The sequence below is a fragment of the Agrococcus versicolor genome (assembly GCF_039531815.1).
Taxonomy (GTDB): Bacteria; Actinomycetota; Actinomycetes; order Actinomycetales; family Microbacteriaceae; genus Agrococcus; species Agrococcus versicolor.
On record NZ_BAAAQT010000006.1, the window covers coordinates 546,911 to 565,684 of the forward strand.

20 protein-coding genes are annotated in these 18,774 nt (G+C 72.8%); 17 read left to right on the forward strand and 3 right to left on the reverse strand.

Going from position 1 to position 18,774, the window contains the following annotated elements:
• Nucleotides 1-5: 5 nt before the first annotated feature.
• Nucleotides 6-341, reverse strand: a complete 336-nt coding sequence (locus tag ABD249_RS10960) for a DUF1844 domain-containing protein (protein ID WP_344343460.1) — start codon at nucleotides 339-341, stop codon at nucleotides 6-8.
• Between the two features lie 203 nt (nucleotides 342-544).
• Between ABD249_RS10960 and infC the strand changes: the two genes are divergently transcribed.
• The 17 genes from infC to argH all read left to right on the forward strand — a co-directional run bounded on the left by infC (nucleotide 545) and on the right by argH (nucleotide 17,542).
• Complete coding sequence (infC, locus tag ABD249_RS10965) at nucleotides 545-1,660, forward strand: translation initiation factor IF-3 (protein ID WP_344343461.1); 1,116 nt, start codon at nucleotides 545-547, stop codon at nucleotides 1,658-1,660.
• A gap of 8 nt (nucleotides 1,661-1,668) precedes the next feature.
• A complete protein-coding gene (gene rpmI / locus ABD249_RS10970) occupies nucleotides 1,669-1,863 on the forward strand; it encodes a 50S ribosomal protein L35 (protein WP_344343463.1) in 195 nt (64 codons plus the stop codon).
• A 24-nt stretch (nucleotides 1,864-1,887) separates the two neighbouring features.
• Entirely contained in the window at nucleotides 1,888-2,274 is a 387-nt protein-coding gene (gene rplT, locus ABD249_RS10975; RefSeq protein ID WP_344343464.1) for a 50S ribosomal protein L20, read from the forward strand.
• Between the two features lie 7 nt (nucleotides 2,275-2,281).
• On the forward strand, nucleotides 2,282-3,067 hold the full coding sequence (locus ABD249_RS10980) for a TrmH family RNA methyltransferase (protein ID WP_344343466.1): 786 nt from the start codon (nucleotides 2,282-2,284) through the stop codon (nucleotides 3,065-3,067).
• 96 nt (nucleotides 3,068-3,163) lie between these two features.
• Nucleotides 3,164-3,892, forward strand: a complete 729-nt coding sequence (locus ABD249_RS10985; protein ID WP_344343936.1) for an amino acid ABC transporter ATP-binding protein — start codon at nucleotides 3,164-3,166, stop codon at nucleotides 3,890-3,892.
• Between the two features lie 38 nt (nucleotides 3,893-3,930).
• A complete protein-coding gene (locus ABD249_RS10990) occupies nucleotides 3,931-4,863 on the forward strand; it encodes a glutamate ABC transporter substrate-binding protein (RefSeq protein WP_344343468.1) in 933 nt (310 codons plus the stop codon).
• Between the two features lie 66 nt (nucleotides 4,864-4,929).
• Nucleotides 4,930-5,577, forward strand: a complete 648-nt coding sequence (locus tag ABD249_RS10995; protein ID WP_344343470.1) for an amino acid ABC transporter permease — start codon at nucleotides 4,930-4,932, stop codon at nucleotides 5,575-5,577.
• Nucleotides 5,574-6,494: an amino acid ABC transporter permease gene (locus ABD249_RS11000; RefSeq protein ID WP_344343472.1), complete on the forward strand. Its 921-nt coding sequence runs from the start codon at nucleotides 5,574-5,576 to the stop codon at nucleotides 6,492-6,494. The genes ABD249_RS10995 and ABD249_RS11000 overlap by 4 nt, the downstream gene beginning before the upstream one ends.
• Before the next feature lie 37 nt (nucleotides 6,495-6,531).
• Complete coding sequence (gene pheS / locus ABD249_RS11005) at nucleotides 6,532-7,566, forward strand: phenylalanine--tRNA ligase subunit alpha (RefSeq protein ID WP_344343474.1); 1,035 nt, start codon at nucleotides 6,532-6,534, stop codon at nucleotides 7,564-7,566.
• The gene (pheT, locus tag ABD249_RS11010; RefSeq protein WP_344343476.1) at nucleotides 7,566-10,028 is read left to right on the forward strand and encodes a phenylalanine--tRNA ligase subunit beta; all 2,463 of its coding nucleotides are present in this window, start codon (nucleotides 7,566-7,568) and stop codon (nucleotides 10,026-10,028) included. Before pheS ends, pheT begins: the two co-directional genes overlap by 1 nt.
• A gap of 106 nt (nucleotides 10,029-10,134) precedes the next feature.
• Nucleotides 10,135-10,779, forward strand: a complete 645-nt coding sequence (locus tag ABD249_RS11015; protein WP_344343478.1) for an SIMPL domain-containing protein — start codon at nucleotides 10,135-10,137, stop codon at nucleotides 10,777-10,779.
• Nucleotides 10,780-10,852: 73 nt separating this feature from the next.
• Nucleotides 10,853-11,896, forward strand: a complete 1,044-nt coding sequence (gene argC / locus ABD249_RS11020; RefSeq protein WP_344343480.1) for an N-acetyl-gamma-glutamyl-phosphate reductase — start codon at nucleotides 10,853-10,855, stop codon at nucleotides 11,894-11,896.
• Entirely contained in the window at nucleotides 11,893-13,050 is a 1,158-nt protein-coding gene (argJ, locus tag ABD249_RS11025) for a bifunctional glutamate N-acetyltransferase/amino-acid acetyltransferase ArgJ (RefSeq protein ID WP_344343482.1), read from the forward strand. Before argC ends, argJ begins: the two co-directional genes overlap by 4 nt.
• A gap of 9 nt (nucleotides 13,051-13,059) precedes the next feature.
• Complete coding sequence (gene argB / locus ABD249_RS11030; protein WP_344343484.1) at nucleotides 13,060-13,971, forward strand: acetylglutamate kinase; 912 nt, start codon at nucleotides 13,060-13,062, stop codon at nucleotides 13,969-13,971.
• On the forward strand, nucleotides 13,968-14,891 hold the full coding sequence (gene argF, locus ABD249_RS11035) for an ornithine carbamoyltransferase (protein WP_344343486.1): 924 nt from the start codon (nucleotides 13,968-13,970) through the stop codon (nucleotides 14,889-14,891). Before argB ends, argF begins: the two co-directional genes overlap by 4 nt.
• A 2-nt stretch (nucleotides 14,892-14,893) precedes the next feature.
• The gene (locus tag ABD249_RS11040) at nucleotides 14,894-16,135 is read left to right on the forward strand and encodes a heparan-alpha-glucosaminide N-acetyltransferase domain-containing protein (RefSeq protein WP_344343488.1); all 1,242 of its coding nucleotides are present in this window, start codon (nucleotides 14,894-14,896) and stop codon (nucleotides 16,133-16,135) included.
• Between the two features lie 9 nt (nucleotides 16,136-16,144).
• Nucleotides 16,145-17,542, forward strand: a complete 1,398-nt coding sequence (gene argH / locus ABD249_RS11045) for an argininosuccinate lyase (RefSeq protein WP_344343490.1) — start codon at nucleotides 16,145-16,147, stop codon at nucleotides 17,540-17,542.
• Between the two features lie 29 nt (nucleotides 17,543-17,571).
• On the opposite strand, the gene ABD249_RS11050 is transcribed toward argH, so the two are convergent.
• Both ABD249_RS11050 and ABD249_RS11055 read right to left on the reverse strand, forming a co-directional pair.
• On the reverse strand, nucleotides 17,572-18,087 hold the full coding sequence (locus ABD249_RS11050) for a hypothetical protein (RefSeq protein WP_344343492.1): 516 nt from the start codon (nucleotides 18,085-18,087) through the stop codon (nucleotides 17,572-17,574).
• On the reverse strand, nucleotides 18,080-18,697 hold the full coding sequence (locus tag ABD249_RS11055) for a DNA-binding protein (RefSeq protein WP_344343494.1): 618 nt from the start codon (nucleotides 18,695-18,697) through the stop codon (nucleotides 18,080-18,082). Before ABD249_RS11055 ends, ABD249_RS11050 begins: the two co-directional genes overlap by 8 nt.
• Nucleotides 18,698-18,774: the final 77 nt, after the last annotated feature.

Sequence of the window (18,774 nt, forward strand, 5' to 3'; positions counted from 1 at the left end):
GCCGATCAGGTGACGGGGCCGGTGAAGCGCTCGCCGGGGCCCTTGCCGGGCGCGTCGGCGATCGTCGACGCCTCGCGGAAGGCGAGCTGCACCGAGCGCAGCCCGTCGCGCAGGGGAGTGGCGTGGATGCCGCCGATCTCGGGTGCGGCCGCCGTGACGAGGCCCGCGAGGGCGTTGATGAGCTTGCGCGCCTCGTCGAGGTCGACCTCGGTCGCGGAGTCGGGGCCGTCGCCGAGCCCGAGCTTCACCGCCGCCGCGCTGAGCAGGTGGATCGCCACCGTGTTGATGAGCTCGACCGCCGGCACCTCGGCGATGTCGCGCGTCAGGTCGTCGTCCTGCACCGGTGGTTCTCCCTCGTGAGCGCTGGCCCGGCGTGCCGGGCGTCTGGTATGGTGTGGGTTGGTCTGGGTTCGCCCAGGCTCATGGAAGTGGAGTCTCTCCCACCCGCAGCCGCTCTCGAGGCTACCGGGTCCAGGCGCCCCGCCGGTGACGGCCGTGGGTGCCGTAGCCGGATCGTGCATCGCGATCCGAAGGCTCCTCCTCCGTGCCATCGATCTCGAAGCACCAGGAGCATCACATCAGCGATCCCCGCATCAACGAGCGCATCCGAGTCCCCGAAGTCCGTCTCGTCGGCCCCGCCGGCGAGCAGGTCGGCATCGTCGGCGTGGACGCCGCGCTCCGTCTCGCCCGCGAGGCGGACCTCGATCTCGTCGAGGTCGCCCCCGAGGCGCGCCCGCCCGTCGCGAAGATCATGGACTTCGGCAAGTTCAAGTACGAGCAGGCGCAGAAGGCCAAGGAGGCCCGTCGCAACCAGGCGAACACGGTCCTCAAGGAGGTCCGCTTCCGTCTGAAGATCGATGAGCACGACTACGAGACCAAGCGCAAGCGCGCCGAGGGCTTCCTGCAGGACGGCGACAAGGTCAAGGCCATGATCCTGTTCCGCGGCCGCGAGCAGTCGCGCCCGGAGATGGGCGTGCGCCTGCTCCAGCGCTTCGCCGAGGACGTCGCCGAGTGGGGCTCGGTCGAGAACCGTCCCACGCAGGACGGTCGCAACATGACGATGATCGTCGGACCGGTGCGCTCGAAGAGCGACGCGAAGGCGGAGCAGAACGCCGCGCGCCAGCAGCTCCGCGAGTCGGAGCAGGAGAAGCGCCGCATCGCCGCCGAGGAGCAGGCTGCGCGTCAGGCCGCCATCGAGGCGTCGCGTCCCGCGCGCGTCGTCGAGCCCGTCCGCGAGACGCGCGCCGCGCGCATCGCGAACCAGCAGGCGTCCACGCGTCCGTCGCGAGGCGGCCGCGACCGCGACCGCGACGACCGTCCGCCGCGCCGCGATCGCGAGGAGCGCGAGCCGCGCACCGAGCGCACGGAGTCCCGCGAGGCGCGTCCGCCGCGTCAGAGCTCGGCACCGCCCGTCACGCCGGCACCCGCCGCGCGTCCCGGTGCGGCCGCCGCGGCGTCCGCCGCCGCGCGCATCGCCGGCGCGAAGCCGGCGGCGAAGCCCGCCGAGTCCTCCGAGCCCGCCGCTGCGAAGCCCGCATCGGCATCCAAGCCAGCCGCATCCGCTGCGAAGCCCGCAGTGCCCGCGGCGAAGCCGGCAGCAACTGCTGCCGTCAAGCCCGCGGCCAAGCCGGCACCCGCCGCCAAGCCCGCATCGAAGTAGGAGCATCCATGCCCAAGCAGAAGACGCACTCCGGTGCGAAGAAGCGCTTCAAGGTCACCGGCAGCGGCAAGATCCGCAAGCAGGGAGCCGGCATGCGCCACAACCTCGAGGTGAAGTCGTCGGTCCAGACGCGTCGCCTCAACAAGGACAAGGTCCTGGCGCCCGCGGACGCCAAGGTCATCAAGAAGCTGCTCGGTCGCTGAGCCGGATCACATAGGAGAACAGCTATGGCACGTGTCAAGCGGGCAGTCAACGCCCACAAGAAGCGCCGGGTCATCCTCGAGCGCGCAGAGGGCTACCGCGGCCAGCGGTCGCGCCTCTACCGCAAGGCGAAGGAGCAGGTCACCCACTCCCTCACCTACGCATACCGCGACCGTCGCGCCAAGAAGGGCGAGTTCCGTCGCCTCTGGATCCAGCGCATCAACGCCGCGTCGCGTCAGAACGGCCTCACGTACAACCGCCTCATCCAGGGTCTGAACCTGGCCGGCGTCGAGGTCGACCGTCGCATCCTCGCCGAGCTCGCCGTGCACGAGCCGGCGACCTTCGCCTCGCTCGTCGCGACGGCGAAGGCAGCGCTCCCGGCCGACACCTCGGCCCCCAAGAGCGCCGAGTAGCGACAGCGTGATCGAGAGCCCACGCCACCAGCGGGTGCGTGCGGCGTCGAGGCTCCAGCAGCGAGCAGCCCGGTCGGAGACCGGGCTGTTCCTGTTGGAGGGCCCGAACGCCCTGCGCGAGGCCATCGCGGCCGACGCGGTCGTCGAGGCCTTCGCCACCCAGGCGTTCCTCGACCGGCACCCCGAGCTCGCGCGAGCCCTCGGCGACGCGCTCGAGCCCGCCGGCGAGCGTGCGCTGGCCGCGATGAGCGACACCGTGCGCGACCAGGGGGTCGTCGCGGTGTGCAGGCAGCAGCCGCGCGCGCTCGAGCAGGTGCTCGAGGGCGCCTCGCTCGTCGCGATCCTCCACGAGGTCCAGGACCCGGGCAACCTCGGCACGATCCTGCGGGTCGCCGACGCCGCGGGCGCCGACGCGGTCGTCGTGACGCGCTCGAGCGTCGACCCCTACAACCCCAAGGTCGTGCGGGCGACGACCGGCTCGATCCTGCACGTGCCGCACGCCGTCGGCGTCGCGACCGAGGACGCCGTGCATGCGGCGCGCCAGGCCGGGCTGCAGGTGCTCGCCGCCGACGTCTCGGGCGAGGAGCTCACGGCGCCGGCCGTCCGCGACCGTCTCGCGGAGCCCACGGCCTGGCTCTTCGGCAACGAGGCGCGCGGCCTCGACGACGCGACGCTCGCGCTCGCCGACGTCGCCGTGCGCGTGCCGATCTACGGGCGCGCCGAGTCGATGAACCTCGCGACCGCCGCCTCGGTGTGCCTCTACCAGTCGGCCTTCGCGCGCGCGACGGGCTGACGACGCGCGCCGCGAGCGCCATAACCTTTCGGTGACGATCGCCCGGATGCGCCGAGGGCCCCGCACGGCGTGCGCTTGACTGAGCGCATGCAGCCGATGGTCGAGATCGAGCACGTCAACAAGCACTATGGCGAGCTCCATGTCCTCAAGGACATCACCACCACGATCGACAAGGGTCAGGTCGTCGTCGTGCTCGGGCCGTCGGGCTCGGGCAAGTCGACGCTGTGCCGCGCGATCAACCGCCTCGAGACGATCGACGACGGCTCGATCAAGATCGACGGCACGCCGCTGCCCAGCGAGGGTCGCGAGCTCGCACGCCTGCGCGCCGACGTCGGCATGGTCTTCCAGTCGTTCAACCTCTTCGCGCACAAGTCGATCCTCGACAACGTCACGCTCGGCCCGATGCAGGTGCGCAAGATGAAGCGCAAGGAGGCCGAGGAGCGCGGCATGGCGCTGCTCGACCGCGTCGGCATCGCCAACCAGGCGAACAAGATGCCCGCGCAGCTCTCCGGCGGTCAGCAGCAGCGCGTCGCGATCGCGCGCTCGCTCGCGATGCAGCCCAAGGTCATGCTCTTCGACGAGCCCACGAGCGCCCTCGACCCCGAGATGGTCAACGAGGTGCTCGACGTCATGGTCGGCCTCGCGAAGGAGGGCATGACGATGATCGTCGTGACCCACGAGATGGGCTTCGCCAAGAAGGCGGCCGATCGCGTGATCTTCATGGCAGAGGGCGCCGTCGTCGAGGACACGACGCCCCACGAGTTCTTCGCGGCGCCCAAGAGCGCGCGCGCCCAGGACTTCCTCTCCAAGATCCTCACGCACTGAGGCTCGAGGAAGCACACCCCCTACCAGGAGGCATCACCATGCGCACCCCCAAGAAGCTGGGTCTCGGCATCGCCGGGATCGCGCTGCTCGCCCTCACGGCGTGCGGCGGCCCCGCAGGCTCGACGTCCGAGGGCGACCCGGAGGAGTCGGGCGCCGGCGCCGAGACGTCGGCGGACAACCCCTACGGCCTCGAGGTCGCGGAGAACCCCGAGTTCCCCGAGGGCTCGACCATGGCCGAGCTCGCCGAGGCCGGCTCGATCACCATCGGCACGAAGTTCGACCAGCCGCTCTTCGGCCTCGTCGGCCCCGACGGCTCGCCCGTCGGCTTCGACGTCGCGATCGGCGCACTCGTCGCGGCGGAGCTCGGCATCGAGTTCGGCGACATCGAGTTCGAGGAGACCGTCTCGGCGAACCGCGAGACGTTCATCCAGAACGGCACGGTCGACATCGTCGTCGCGACGTACACGATCAACGACGCCCGCAAGGAGGTCATCTCCTTCGCAGGCCCGTACTACGAGGCAGGCCAGGCGCTGATGGTCGCCGCCGGCAACCCCGAGGGCATCGAGGGCCCCGAGGACCTCGAGGGCCAGCCCGTCTGCTCCGTCGAGGGCTCGACGCCCGCGGCGCGCATCGTCGACGAGTACGGCGCCGACCTCCAGGCGACGGACACCTACTCGAACTGCCTCGACCCGCTGCGCAACGGCCAGGTCGTCGCGGTCACGACGGACAACGTCATCCTCTCGGGCTTCGTCGACCAGAACGCCGGCGAGTTCGAGCTCGTGAACGAGGGCGAGACCTTCACCGAGGAGCCCTACGGCATCGGCCTGTCCCTCGAGGACACCGAGTTCCGCGACTGGATCAACGACGTGCTCGAGGCCTCGTACGAGGACGGCACGTGGGACTCCCTCTGGGAGCAGACCGCCGGCACGGTGCTGCCGACGCCGGAGCCCCCGGCCGTCGACCGCTACTGATCCGCTGATCCGCATTCGTGGGGCCCGGGACATCCGGGCCCCACGAACCATCCTTGGACGAGGGACATGCAAGCACTCTTCGAGAACGGCGACCTCTGGTTGCAGGGCATGGGCAGCACGCTCATGCTCGTGGCGATCACGACGCTCATCGGCCTCCCGTTCGGCGCCGTCCTCGCGGGCATGCGCGTGTCCCCGGTCGCGGCCTTCCGCGTCGCGAGCACCATCTACATCGAGGTCGCGAGGAACACGCCGCTGACGCTCGTGTTCTTCTTCATGGCCTTCGTGCTCCCTCGCGTCGGCCTCACGCTCGACTTCCTCGTCGGCGCGGTCGCGGCGCTGACGTTCTACACCAGCGCGTTCTTCGCCGAGGCGGTGCGCTCGGGCATCAACTCCGTCGCGGTGGGCCAGGCGGAGGCCGCCCGATCGGTCGGACTCGGCTTCGGCCAGACGATGACCCTCGTGATCCTGCCGCAGGCCATCCGCTCGGTCGTGCCGCCGCTCATCAACGTGATCATCGCGCTCACGAAGAACACGTCGGTCGCGATGGGCTTCTTCGTCTTCGTGCTCACGTCGGTCGCGCAGCGGCTGTCGAACGACTACGGCAACCAGGCGCTCCAGATCTTCATCGGGATCGCGCTGTCGTACCTCATCATCACCGTGCCGCTCGGCCAGCTCGCCGACTACCTCGAGAAGAAGTGGAGGGTGCAGCGATGAGCGGCACCGTGCTCTACGACGCCCCGGGCCCGAAGGCCAGGCGGGTCTCGCGAACGCTCTCGGTGGTCTTCGCCGTCGTCTTCGCCGCGCTCCTCGGCTTCGGCGTCTACCAGCTGTGGCTCGGTGGCGCCTTCTACGCCGACCGCTGGGACATCTTCCTGCAGGCGGGCACGTGGACGGGGGCCGGCGGCCTCCTCGCGGGGCTCACGACCACGCTGAGCGCCTTCGTGCTCGGCAGCCTCCTCGCCCTCGTGGTCGGGTTCGCCTTCGCCCTCGCCCGGGCGTCGAAGTCGCAGGCCGTGCGCATCCCGGCCACGATCGTGCTCGAGTTCTTCCGCGGCATGCCCGTGCTGCTCATGATCCTGTTCGTCTTCATCGTCGCGAACACCGGAGCCTTCTGGGCCGTCGTCATCGCGCTCGGCATCTACAACGGCGCGATCATCGGCGAGGCGATCCGATCGGGCATCGCGGCGCTGCCGCGGGGCCAGCGCGAGAGCGGGCTCGCGCTCGGCCTCGGCTCGTTCCAGACGACGATCCTCATCGAGCTGCCGCAGTCGATCCGCACCATGCTGCCGATCATCATCGCCCAGCTCGTCGTGCTGTTGAAGGACACGGCGCTCGGCTACATCGTCTCCTCCGCCGACCTCATCACGATCGGCCGCCGCCTGGCCAACTTCTTCGGCGCGGGCCAGTACGCGCTGTCGATGTTCTTCGTCATGCTCGCGATCTACCTCGCGCTGAACCTCACGCTGTCCTGGGTCGCCCGGTTCGTCTCCCGGCAGGTGTCGAAGCCCCGCAAGGGCGGCAAGAACCTCGACGGCACGAGGACGGCGCCCCTGCAGCTGTCGACGCAGGCGCTGCGCGTGCAGCACGAGCGCGACGAGACCGAGCAGACGCCGGAGCCGCCGCGCCCGTGACCGGGCCGGCGGCCCGCCGCCGATACGATGGGCGACTGTGTCCACCCCCGATCTGACGACGAGGCTCGAGGCCGCCGTGACGGCGGCGCTCGAGGCCATCGCGAACGCGACCACGGTCGCGGAGCTCCAGTCCGCCAAGTCCGCGCACAACGGCCAGGGGAGCGAGCTCGCCTCGCTCAACGGCTCGCTGCGCGACCTCGCCCCCGAGCTCCGCAAGGAGGCCGGCGCCGCGATCGGCCAGGCTCGCGGTCGGGTCTCCCAGGCGATCGAGGCCCGTCAGGGCGAGCTTGCCGTCGCCGAGGAGCAGGCGCGCCTCGCCGCGGAGGCCGTCGACGTCACGGCGCTGCCGACGCGGCAGCGCGCCGGCTCGCGGCATCCGCTCACGCTGCTCATGGACGAGATGGCCGACATCTTCACCGGCATGGGCTGGGAGGTCGCGGAGGGTCCCGAGCTCGAGCACGAGTGGTACAACTTCGACGCGCTGAACGTCGACCCGGACCACCCCGCCCGCGGCGAGTCCGACACCTTCTACGTCGAGCCCGCCTCGAAGCACCTCGTGCTGCGCACGCAGACGAGCCCCGTGCAGGTCCGGTCGCTGCTCACGCGCGACCTGCCCGTGTACGTCGTCGCCCCCGGCCGCACGTATCGCACCGACGAGATCGACGCGACGCACCTGCCCGTCTTCACGCAGATCGAGGGCCTGGCCGTCGACGAGGGCATCACGATGGCCCACCTGCGCGGCACGCTCGAGCACCTCGCCCGCGCGATGTTCGGCGAGGAGGCGAGGATCCGCCTGCGCCCGAACCACTTCCCGTTCACCGAGCCGAGCGCCGAGATGGACGTCTGGCATCCCGGCATGCGCGGAGGTCCCCGCTGGGTCGAGTGGGGCGGCTGCGGCATGGTGCACCCCAACGTGCTGCGCGCGGCGGGCGTCGACCCCGACCGCTACTCCGGCTTCGCGTTCGGCATGGGCATCGAGCGCACCCTGCAGTTCCGCTACCAGCTCGACGACATGCGCGACATGATCGAGGGCGACGTGCGCTTCTCCGAGCAGTTCGGGATGGTGATCTGATGCGCGCTCCCATGTCCTGGCTCCGCGAGCTCGTCGAGGTGCCCGCGGGCACGACCGGCGACGACGTCCACGCGGCGCTCGTCCGCGTCGGCCTCGAGGAGGAGGCGCTCCACGGCGGCGACGTCACGGGCCCGCTCGTCGTCGGCCGCGTGCTGTCCTTCGACGCCGAGGAGCACACGAACGGCAAGACGGTCCGCTGGGTGCAGGTCGACGTCGGCGAGGCCGAGCCGCGCGGCATCGTGTGCGGCGCCGCCAACTTCCTCGTCGACGACCTCGTCGTCGTCTCGCTGCCGGGGGCCGTGCTGCCCGGCGGCTTCGCGATCTCCGCGCGGAAGACCTACGGGCACGTCTCCGACGGCATGATCGCGTCCGAGCGCGAGCTCGGCCTCGGCGACGACCACGACGGCATCCTCCGCCTGAACGCCAAGGGCCTCGACGCGCAGCCCGGGGACGACGCGCTCGCGCTCCTCGGCCTCGACGACGTCGCCATCGAGGTCAACGTCACGCCCGACCGCGGCTACGTGCTGTCGATCCGCGGCATGGCCCGCGAGCTCGCGCTCTCCACCGGCTGGTCGTTCCGCGATCCCGCCGACGTGACGACGGGATCGGGCGACGGCTTCCGCGTCTCGATCGCCGACGACGCCCCGATCCGCGGCGTCGTGGGCTGCGGCCGCCTCGTCGCGCGCGTCGTGCGCGGCATCGACGCGACGCGCGCGACGCCCCGCTGGATGCAGCAGCGGCTGACGCTCGCGGGCATGCGACCCATCTCGCTCGCCGTCGACGTCACGAACTACGTCATGCTCGAGCTCGGCCAGCCGATCCACGGGTACGACCTCGATCTGCTGCGCGGCGGCATCACGGTGCGTCGCGCGACGGCGGGGGAGACCCTCGTCACGCTCGACGACGTCACGCGCACGCTCGACGCCGAGGACCTCCTCATCTGCGACGACGAGGGTCCCGTCGGGCTCGCGGGCGTCATGGGCGGTGCCCGCACCGAGATGTCGGCCGCGACGACCGACGTGCTCGTCGAGTCGGCGTGGTTCCACGGCATCTCGGTCGCGCGCACCGCGCGCCGGCACCGCCTGTGGAGCGAGGCGTCGAGGCGCTTCGAGCGCGGGGTCGACCCCGCGCTGCAGGACGCCGCGGCGCAGCGCGTCGTCGACCTGCTCGTCGAGCTCGCGGGCGGCACCGTCGACGAGCTCGGAGCATCCGTCGGCCAGGTGCCGACGCCGCCGACGATCGCCTTCGCGCCGCAGGACGCCGCCCGCGTCACGGGCGCCGTCTACGGCGACGACGAGGTGCGTGCGGCGCTCGAGGCGATCGGCGCGACGGTCGCCGACGCCACCGGCGGCACGTGGCGCGTCACCCCGCCCACGTGGAGGCCCGACATCGCCGAGCGCGTCGACCTCGTCGAGGAGGCGGCCCGCGTCGTCGGCTACGACCGCATCCCCTCCGTCCTCCCGTCGCCGCCGTCGGGCCGCGGCCTCACGCGTCCGCAGCGCCTGCGCCGGAACGTGTCGAACGCGCTGGCCGCGAGCGGCCTCACCGAGGTGCTCGTCGCCCCGTTCCAGGCCGAGGCGGATGCGCGACGCGTCGGGCACGAGCCCGTGCGGCTCACGAACCCGCTCGACGAGCGCCGTCCGTTCCTGCGCACCGCGCTCGTGCCGGGCCTCGTCGAGACGGCGCAGCGCAACGTCGGCCGGGGGCTCACCGACCTCGCGCTGTTCGAGGTCGGTGCTGTCTTCCGAATCGAGGGCGAGCACGGCACCGACGCGGTGCCCGCGGGGGCCGTGCGCCCCGACGACGACACCCTCGCGACGCTCGACGCGCTGCCGACGCAGCCGCGTCACGTGGGCGCGCTGCTGCTGGGCGCGCGCCTCGCGAAGCAGCCGGGTCAGCCGCGCGAGCCGTACGGCGTCGCCGACGCCGTCGACGTCGCGCGCCGCGTCGCGCGCACGCTCGGGCTCGACGTCGTCGTCCGCCAGGCGCAGCGCGACTGGCTGCACCCCGGCCGCACCGCCGAGGTGCTCGTCGGCGAGCACGTCGTCGGCGTCGCCGGCGAGCTGCTGCCGTCGATCGCGACGGACGCCGACCTGCCGAGGCAGGTGGCGGTCGTCGAGCTCGACCTCGACGTGCTCGTCGGCCTCGCTCGCGTGAGCCTCGACACCGCCACGATCGGCGCGACCCCGGCTGCGACGCAGGACCTCTCGGTCGTCGTCGACGCGTCGGTGCCCGCGGGCGACGTGCTCGCGGCCGTCCGCGAGGGTGCCGGCGCGCTGCTCGAGCACGTCGCGCTCGTCGACGACTACCGCGGCGCCGACCTGTCCGGCGCGAAGTCGCTGACGTTCGCGCTGCGCTTCCGCGATCCCGAGCGCACCCTCACGGCCGCGCAGGCCACGGAGGCGAAGCTCGCGGGCCTCGCGCTCGCGACCGAGCGCACGGGCGCGGCCCTCCGCGACTGAGTCGACCGCGACCGGTCGGGATGCGTCGTCGACCGGTCGCGGGGAGCGCTCGACGGCGCGACGCCATCCCGGCGGCCGCACGGGCGACGGGGATAGCATCCGGGCCATGACCCACATCACCGTGTCCGGCATCGGCGTCGAGCGAGCACCCGCGGAGCGCGCGACGGTCGTCGTGCAGACGCAGCACCGCGCGAAGCACCCGGAGGAGGCCATCCGCGTCGTGAGCGAGGCGCACGCCGCCATCGCCGCCGACGCGCGCGCCTTCGTCGATGGCGGACAGGCCGAGCGGTGGCATGCCGATCGCGTCGTCGTCAGCCATCACGAGCAGTGGATCGGCGACGGCAAGCGACGCGAGCTCGTCTTCGACGCCGCCGCGAGCGTGCACGTCACCTTCGGCGACTTCGAGGCGCTCGGCGCGTGGATCGGCAGCGTCGCGACGCGCCCCGTGCACCAGGTCGGCGGCATCCAGTGGTCGCTCGCCGACGAGACGACGCACGCGCTCGGCTCGCGCGCTCGCGCCGAGGCGATCGCCGACGCCCAGCGGAAGGCTGCAGACTTCGCGGCCGCGGCCGGCCTCTCGCAGCCGCGCATCGCGAGCATCCGCGAGGCCGGGCTCGACGACGCGCCGCGCTTCCCGCCGCAGCCGAAGGCGATGGGGATGCGCGCGGCAGCGGCAGCCGACACGTCCATCGAGCTCCAGGGCAGCGACATCGAGGTCACGAGCGAGGTGCGGGTCGACTTCGAGGCGTGAGGGCGGTCGCCGCCCGTGGACGGCGGTCGCCGACGTGGATCGGGTTGCATCGCGGCCCCAGTAGCCTTGGCGCATGTCTGTCTCCGTCGCCGTGGCGGGTGCGAGTGGCTACGCCGGTGGCGAGCTCCTGCGCCTGCTGACCCAGCACCCGGAGCTCGAGGTCGCGACCGTCACGGCGCACTCGAACGCCGGTCAGCCCCTGCTCGCCGTCCACCCGAACCTGCGATCGCTCGCGGCGCTCTCGTTCGTCGAGACGACGGCCGCGCAGCTGCAGGGCCACGACGTCGTCTTCCTCGCGCTGCCGCACGGGCAGAGCGCCGCGATCGCCGCGCAGCTGCCGGACGACGTCCTCGTCGTCGACTGCGGCGCCGATCACCGGCTGCGCTCGGAGGACGACTGGCGCGCCTTCTACGGCGACGGCTGGGGCGGCGCCTGGCCCTACGGGCTGCCCGAGCTGCCCGACGGGGACGCGCTGCAGCGTCGCAACCTGCGGGGCGTGCGGCGCATCGCGGTGCCCGGCTGCAACGTCACGGCCGTGACGCTCGCGCTCGCGCCGGGCGTGCAGGCTGGGCTCGTCGATGCGACCGACGTCGTGGCCGTGCTCGCCGTCGGCCCGAGCGGCGCGGGTCGTGCGCTCAAGACGCACCTGCTGGCCTCGGAGCTCCTCGGCAACGCGCAGGCGTACGCCGTCGGCGGCACGCATCGCCACATCCCCGAGATCGAGCAGAACCTCCGCGCGGCAGGCGCCGACGAGGTGCGCATCTCCTTCACGCCCGTGCTCGTGCCCATGGCGCGCGGCATCCTCGCGACCGTGACGGCGCCGCTGCACGAGGGCACGAGCGTCGACGAGGTGCTCTCCGCGTGGCACAGCGCGTACGCGGAGGAGCGCTTCGTGCACGTGCTGCCGCACGGCGAGACGCCGCGCGTGAGCGACGTCGTCGGGTCGAACTCCGCGGTCATGGGCGTCACGGTCGACGAGCGGGCCGGCCGCGTCGTCGTGGTCTGCGCGATCGACAACCTCGGCAAGGGCACCGCGGGCGCCGCCATCCAGTCGGCGAACATCGCGCTCGGGCTCGACGAGCACCTCGGCCTGACGACCGACGGGCTCGCACCGTGAGCGTCACCGCGCCGGCGGGCTTCCGCGCCGCAGGCGTCGCGGCGGGGCTCAAGTCCTCGGGCGCGCTCGACGTCGCGCTCGTCGTGAACGACGGCCCGCTCGACGCGGCCGCCGCGGTCTTCACCGCCAACCGCGCGAAGGCGAACCCCGTGCTCTGGAGCGAGCAGGCCATCGCCGACGGCCGGGCGCGCGCCGTCGCGCTCAACTCGGGGGGCGCGAACTGCTTCACGGGGTCGTTCGGCTTCCAGACGACGCATGCGACCGCCGAGCGCGTCGCCGAGCTCGTGGGCATCGACGCGCAGGACGTCGTCGTGTGCTCGACGGGCCTCATCGGCGTCGGCGACCAGACCTTCCGCGACGGCGTGCTGCGCGGGATGGACGGCGCCGCCGCCGCGCTCTCGGCCGACGGCGGCGAGGACGCCGCGCATGCCATCATGACGACCGACTCGGTCGCGAAGCAGGTGCACGTCGTGCGCGAGGGGTGGAGCGTCGGCGGCATGGCGAAGGGCGCAGGCATGCTCGCGCCCGGGCTCGCGACGATGCTCGTCGTGCTCACGACGGACGCGGTGGCCGACGCCGCCGTGCTCGACGCCGCGCTGCGCGCCGCGACCCGCGTGACGTTCGACCGGCTCGACTCCGACGGCTGCATGTCGACGAACGACACGGTCGTGCTCCTCGCCTCCGGCGCCTCGGGCATCGCACCCGACGCCGGCGAGCTCGCCGCCGCGATCACGGCCGCGAGCGACGAGCTCGCCGCGCGCCTGCAGGCGGATGCCGAGGGCGCGAGCCATGACGTCGCCATCGAGGTGGTCGGAGCGGCGAGCGAGGACGAGGCCGTCGTCGTCGGCCGTTCCATCGCTCGCAGCAACCTCTTCAAGGCGGCGATCTTCGGCAACGACCCCAACTGGGGGCGCGTGCTCGCCGCGATCGGCACGACGGATGCGCGCTTCGACCCCTACGACGTCGACGTGTCCTTCAACGGGGTGCGCGTCTGCACGGCCGGCGGTCCCGATCGTCCGCGCGAGGAGGTCGACCTCGCGCCGCGCACGACGCGCATCGTCGTCGACCTGCGCGTGGGCGACGCGGCCGCGACGATCCGCACGAACGACCTCACGCACGACTACGTGCATGAGAACTCCGCCTACGCGAGCTGACGGACGAGCATGACGACATCGAGCGCACCGAGCGCGACGCCCGCGGCGAAGGCCGCGACCCTCGTCGAGTCGCTGCCGTGGCTGCAGCGGTTCCGCGGCGCGACGATGGTCATCAAGTACGGCGGCAACGCCATGGTGAACGAGGAGCTGCAGCGCTCCTTCGCCCAGGACGTCGTCTACCTGCACCACGTGGGCATCAAGCCCGTCGTCGTGCACGGGGGCGGCCCGCAGATCTCCGCGGAGCTCGCGCGCCACGGCATCGAGAGCGAGTTCGCCGGCGGCTACCGCGTCACGAGCGCCGAGGCGATGAAGGTCGTGCGCATGGTGCTCACGGGCGAGGTCTCGCAGACGCTCGTGTCGCTCGTCAACGAGCACGGCCCGCATGCGGTGAGCCTCTCGGGCGAGTCCGCGGGGCTCTTCCAGGCCGTCCGTCGCGGCGTCGTCGTGGACGGCGTCGAGATCGACCTCGGTCACGTGGGCGACATCGTGGAGGTCGAGCCGCGCGCCGTGCAGCGGCTGCTCGACGACGGCGTGATCCCCGTCGTGTCGTCCGTCGCACCCGACCGCGACCGCCCCGGCGAGTCGCTCAACGTCAACGCCGACGCGGCGGCGGCGGCCCTCGCCGTCGCGCTGCGCGCCGAGAAGCTCGTCGTCCTCACCGACGTCGCGGGCCTCTACCGCGACTGGCCCGACACCGACTCGCTCGTGTCCTCGATCGACGTGGACGAGCTGCGGACCCTGCTGCCCGGCCTCGCGAGCGGCATGATCCCGAAGATGCAGGCATGCGTCGACGCCGTCGAGGGCGGCGTCGCGAAGGCCGCGATCGTCGACGGCCGCGAGCCGCACGCCGTGCTGCTCGAGATCTTCACCGACTCGGGCTCCGGCACCGAGGTCCACGCGAACACGGAAGGCATCGCATGACCCGTCACCTCCTGCGCGACGACGACCTGAGCCCCGCGGAGCAGTCCGCGATCCTCGACCGCGCCGCGCGCATGAAGGTCGATCGCTTCGGCGAGCGTCCGCTCGCGGGCCCGCAGACCGTCGCCGTCATCTTCGACAAGTCGTCGACGCGCACGCGCGTGTCCTTCGCGGTCGGCATCGCCGACCTCGGCGGCGTCCCGCTCGTCATCTCGACGGCGTCGAGCCAGCTCGGGGGCAAGGAGACCGCGAGCGACACGGCCCGCGTGCTCGAGCGCCAGGTCGCCGCCATCGCATGGCGGACCTACGCGCAGTCGGGCCTCGAGGAGATGGCCGCGGGCACGACGGTGCCCGTCGTCAACGCGCTGAGCGACGACTTCCACCCGTGCCAGCTGCTCGCCGACCTGCTCACGATCCGCGAGCACAAGGGCGAGCTGGCCGGGTTGCGCGTCGCGTTCGTCGGCGACGGCGGCGACAACATGGTCCACTCGTACCTCCTGGCGTGCGCGACGGCGGGCATCCACCTGCGCGTCGCGCACCCCGTCGCGTACGGTCCGCGGCGCGCGATCGTCGACGACGCGATCCGCATCGCCGCGCAGACGGGCGGCTCGATCACGCTGCTGTCGGATCCCGCCGAGGCGGTCGACGGCGTCGACGTCGTCGTCACCGACACGTGGGTCTCGATGGGTCGCGAGGACCAGAAGGCCGAGCGACTCGCGGCGTTCAGCGGCTACCAGGTGACGCGGGAGCTCATGGCGCTCGCCGCCGGCGACGCGATCTTCCTCCACTGCCTGCCCGCCGACCGCGGGTTCGAGGTCGAGGCCGCCGTGATCGACGGTCCGCAGAGCGTCATCTGGGACGAGGCGGAGAACCGCCTCCACGCGCAGAAGGCGCTGCTCGCCTGGCTGCTCGAGCAGGACTGAGCGTGGAGGCGCGGGCGGCGACGCCGACCGCGTCCTCGCGCGCGGCCGGCCCGGTCGCGCACGGCCCCGTCGAGGCGCGGCGGACGGACGCGTCGCGCACGGCGACGCCGAGCCCGCAGCCTCCCGGCATCGGCGCGCCGCGGCCGTGGATCGTGCGTCGACTCCTCGACCTCGTCGGCGACGGCGGCCGCATCGTCGGACTCGACATCGCCCGCGGGCTGGCGGTGCTCGGCATGTTCGCCGTCCACACGGGCGCCGTGGCCGGCACGTTCGCGTGGCTCGAGCCGGGCACGTGGAGCGAGCTCGCCTGGGGCAACGCATCCGCGACGTTCGCGGTGCTCGCCGGCGTCGCGGTCGCCATCGTCGCGGGCCGCACCCGCATCCCGGACGGGCTGCCGCTGCTCCAGGCGCGCATGCGCATCCTCGTGCGCGCAGCGCTGATCTTCGTCGTCGGCGGCATCATCGTCGCGCTCGGCACCGAGCTCGTGGTCATCATCGAGTTCTACGCGGTGCTCTTCGCGATGAGCCTGCCCTTCCTGCGGATGCCGTGGTGGGGGCTCGCCGCGCTCGGCGTGGGCTGGATCCTCGTGATGCCGCAGGTGCGGGTGCTGCTGCTCGACGGCCTGCGCTCGGCGCACATGGTCGACACGGCGATCGTCGAGCTCGTCCTCACCGGGTTCTATCCCGCGATCACCTGGTTCGGCTACACGCTCGCGGGCATGGCGATCGGGCGCGTGGCGATCGAGCGATGGCGCGTGCAGCTGACGATCCTCGGCGTCGGCATCGTCGCGATCGCGGTCGCGAACCTCGTGCCGCTCGCGCTCGCCCCCGTCGACGACTTCCTGCTCGCCGGCCTGCGCGGGTCGCTCGGCACCGACGTGACGAGCCTGCTCGACCCCGAGGGTCACGCGGGCTCGAGCTTCGACCTCCTCGGCTCGGCAGGCGTCGCGCTCGTGGTCATCGCCCTCTGCCTGCTCGTGCAGCGCTGGGCGCGGTGGGTGCTCTTCCCGATCGCGGCGATCGGCTCGATGAGCCTCACCGCGTACACGGCGCACGCGGTCGTCTTCCTCCTCGTCGACGGCTTCTCCTCCGACCCGTGGTCGTGGATCCGGCTCTCGCTCGGCGTCGCGATCGGCTGCACGATCTGGCGGGCGCTGCTGCCGAAGGGGCCGCTCGAATGGGTGCTCTCGGCGGTGTCGAGGGCGGCGAGCGACGTGTCGTCGCGCGCCGTGGCGGGCCGATAGCCTCGAGGCATGGGAACGCGTGAGGGATCGCTGTGGGGTGGGCGGTTCGCCGACGGACCGAGCCCGGAGCTCGTGGCGCTGTCGCGATCGACGCACTTCGACTGGCGGCTGGCCCAGCACGACATCCGCGGCTCGAGGGCGCACGCGACCGCGCTGCACGACGCCGGTCACCTGACGAGCGAAGAGCTCGCCGACATGCACGCGGCGCTCGACGAGCTGTCGGCGCAGGTCGCCGACGGCAGGTTCGCCGCGGCGCCCACCGACGAGGACGTGCACGGTGCGCTCGAGCGCGGGCTCATCGCGATCGCCGGCCCCGACCTCGGAGGCCGCATCCGCGCCGGCCGCAGCCGCAACGACCAGATCGCGACGCTCGTGCGCCTGTGGATGCTCGAGGCCTCCGAGCGCATCGAGCGCGGGACGAAGGCCGTGATCGCTGCACTCGTCGAGCAGGCGCAGGCGCATCCGAACGCGCCGATGCCCGGCCGCACCCACCTGCAGCACGCGCAGCCCGTGCTGCTGTCCCACCACCTCCTCGCGCATGCATGGCCGCTCGTGCGCGACCTCGAGCGGCTCGCGCAGTGGCGCGTCCGCGCGAGCGCGTCGCCCTACGGCGCCGGCGCCCTCGCCGGCTCCTCGCTGGGGCTCGACCCCGCGCTCGTCGCCCGCGAGCTCGGCCTGTCCGGGCCGACGGAGAACTCGCTCGACGCGACGAGCGCGCGCGACGTCGTCGTGGAGCTCGCATTCGTCGGCACCCTCGTCGCGACGAACGTGTCTCGCCTCGCGGAGGAGATCATCCTCTGGTCGACGCGCGAGTTCGGCTTCGTCCGGCTGCACGACGCGTTCTCGACGGGCTCGTCGATCATGCCGCAGAAGAAGAACCCGGACGTCGCCGAGCTCGCCCGCGGCAAGGCGGGCAGGATCCTCGGCGACCTCACCGGCCTCCTCGCGACGCTCAAGGCGCTGCCGCTCGCGTACAACCGCGACCTGCAGGAGGACAAGGAGCCGATCTTCGACATCGTCGACCAGCTCGACCTCGTCCTCCCGGCCTTCGCGGGGCTGGTCGCGACGCTGACCTTCGACGAGGCCCGCATGCGCTCGCTCGCCCCCGAGGGCTTCGCGCTCGCGACCGACGTCGCCGAGTGGCTCGTGCGCGAGCGCGTGCCCTTCCGCGAGGCGCACGAGATCGCCGGCGCCCTCGTGCAGCACTGCGAGGAGCGGGGCATCGAGCTGCATGAGCCGAGCGACGAGGACTACGCCGCGATCGACCCGCGCCTCACCGCAGGCGTGCGCGCGGTGCTCGACGTCGACGGCGCGATCGCGAGCCGGTCGGGCGTCGGCGGCACGGCGCCCTCCGCGGTCGCGGCGCAGCTGGCGACGCTGCACGAGCGCCTGGCCGCGCTCGGCTGACGCGGCGGGCCGCGGTGCGCGCCGCGCGCTCAGCGCACGAGCAGCGAGGCGGCGACGCCCCAGACGCCCGCGATCGTGAGGCTCGCGAGCGAGCCGACCAGGAATCGCTCGCGCATGCGCGCCGCGGCCCCGAGGCCGTCGCCCGAGAGCTCGCCGAAGCGGCCGACCGCCTTGATCGCGACGATCGCGGCGAGGATCGTCGGCTCGGCGACCACGATGGCGAGGATCGACGAGGCGCGCTCGAGCACGCCGATCATCGAGCCGCCCCGCATCGTGCCCTGCGGCGGTGCGAGGTCGGGCTTCGTGCGGGGCTGGGACCCGGGGGAGTCGAGCTGCGCGAGCCGCGGCGGATCGGCGAGGCGGAAGACGACGTGCACGATGCTCGCGCCGTGCGCCGTGCCGGCTGCGGTCATGCCGGCGACGACGAGCACCTGGAGCCAGGCCGCGTCGATGCGCCACGCGAGGCCCATCGCGGCGAGCGCGCCGACGGCGAGGACGCCGGCGACGGCGGCGACGGCGTGCCACACGATCGTCCTGTCACGCATCCGCGCCTCCCATGAGCCTCGCGAGCATGCCCTCGACGGTAGCGACGCCCACCGACTCGACGCGGATGCCCGCGGCGACGGCGCGCGCGGAGACGGCGCTCGCCGAGATGCCGAGCTCCTCGGCGACGTCGCGCTGCGTCGCCACGCGGCCGAGCAGGTCGGCGACCTCCCAGCCCTGGCGGGTGCGGCGATCGCGGAGCGCGACGAGCAGCCAGAGCACGGCCTCGAGGTCGTCGGCGCCGTCGGCGCGCGCCTCGTCGTGGACGTCGACCTCGATCGCCACGCGGGTGGGCGCGTGCTTCGCGCGGTCGACGGCGCGTCGGGCGGCGAAGAACGCCGGGCCGGTCGAGGCCGCGGGGTCGTCGGCGACGACGCCCGCGCCGATGCCGATGCCGACGCTCCAGTCGCCGGATCGCGTGAGCTCGAGCGCGATGCCGACGCACGCGACGGCGTCGGTCGTCACCAGCTGCAGCTCGTCGCCGGCGAACCTCGCGATGGGGGAGCGGAGCCTCCTCGACCAGCGGGCGGAGAGCGCCGACCGCGTCTGGTCGACGTCGTCGGCGTGCGTGCGTGACCCGCGGCGGTCGATCGTGAGAACGATCACGTCCATGCGGCACCTCCAGCTCCAGGACAGGTCCTCGGTACATCAAGCCTAGAGGCTTGATTCAGGTCACACAAGCCTGGAGG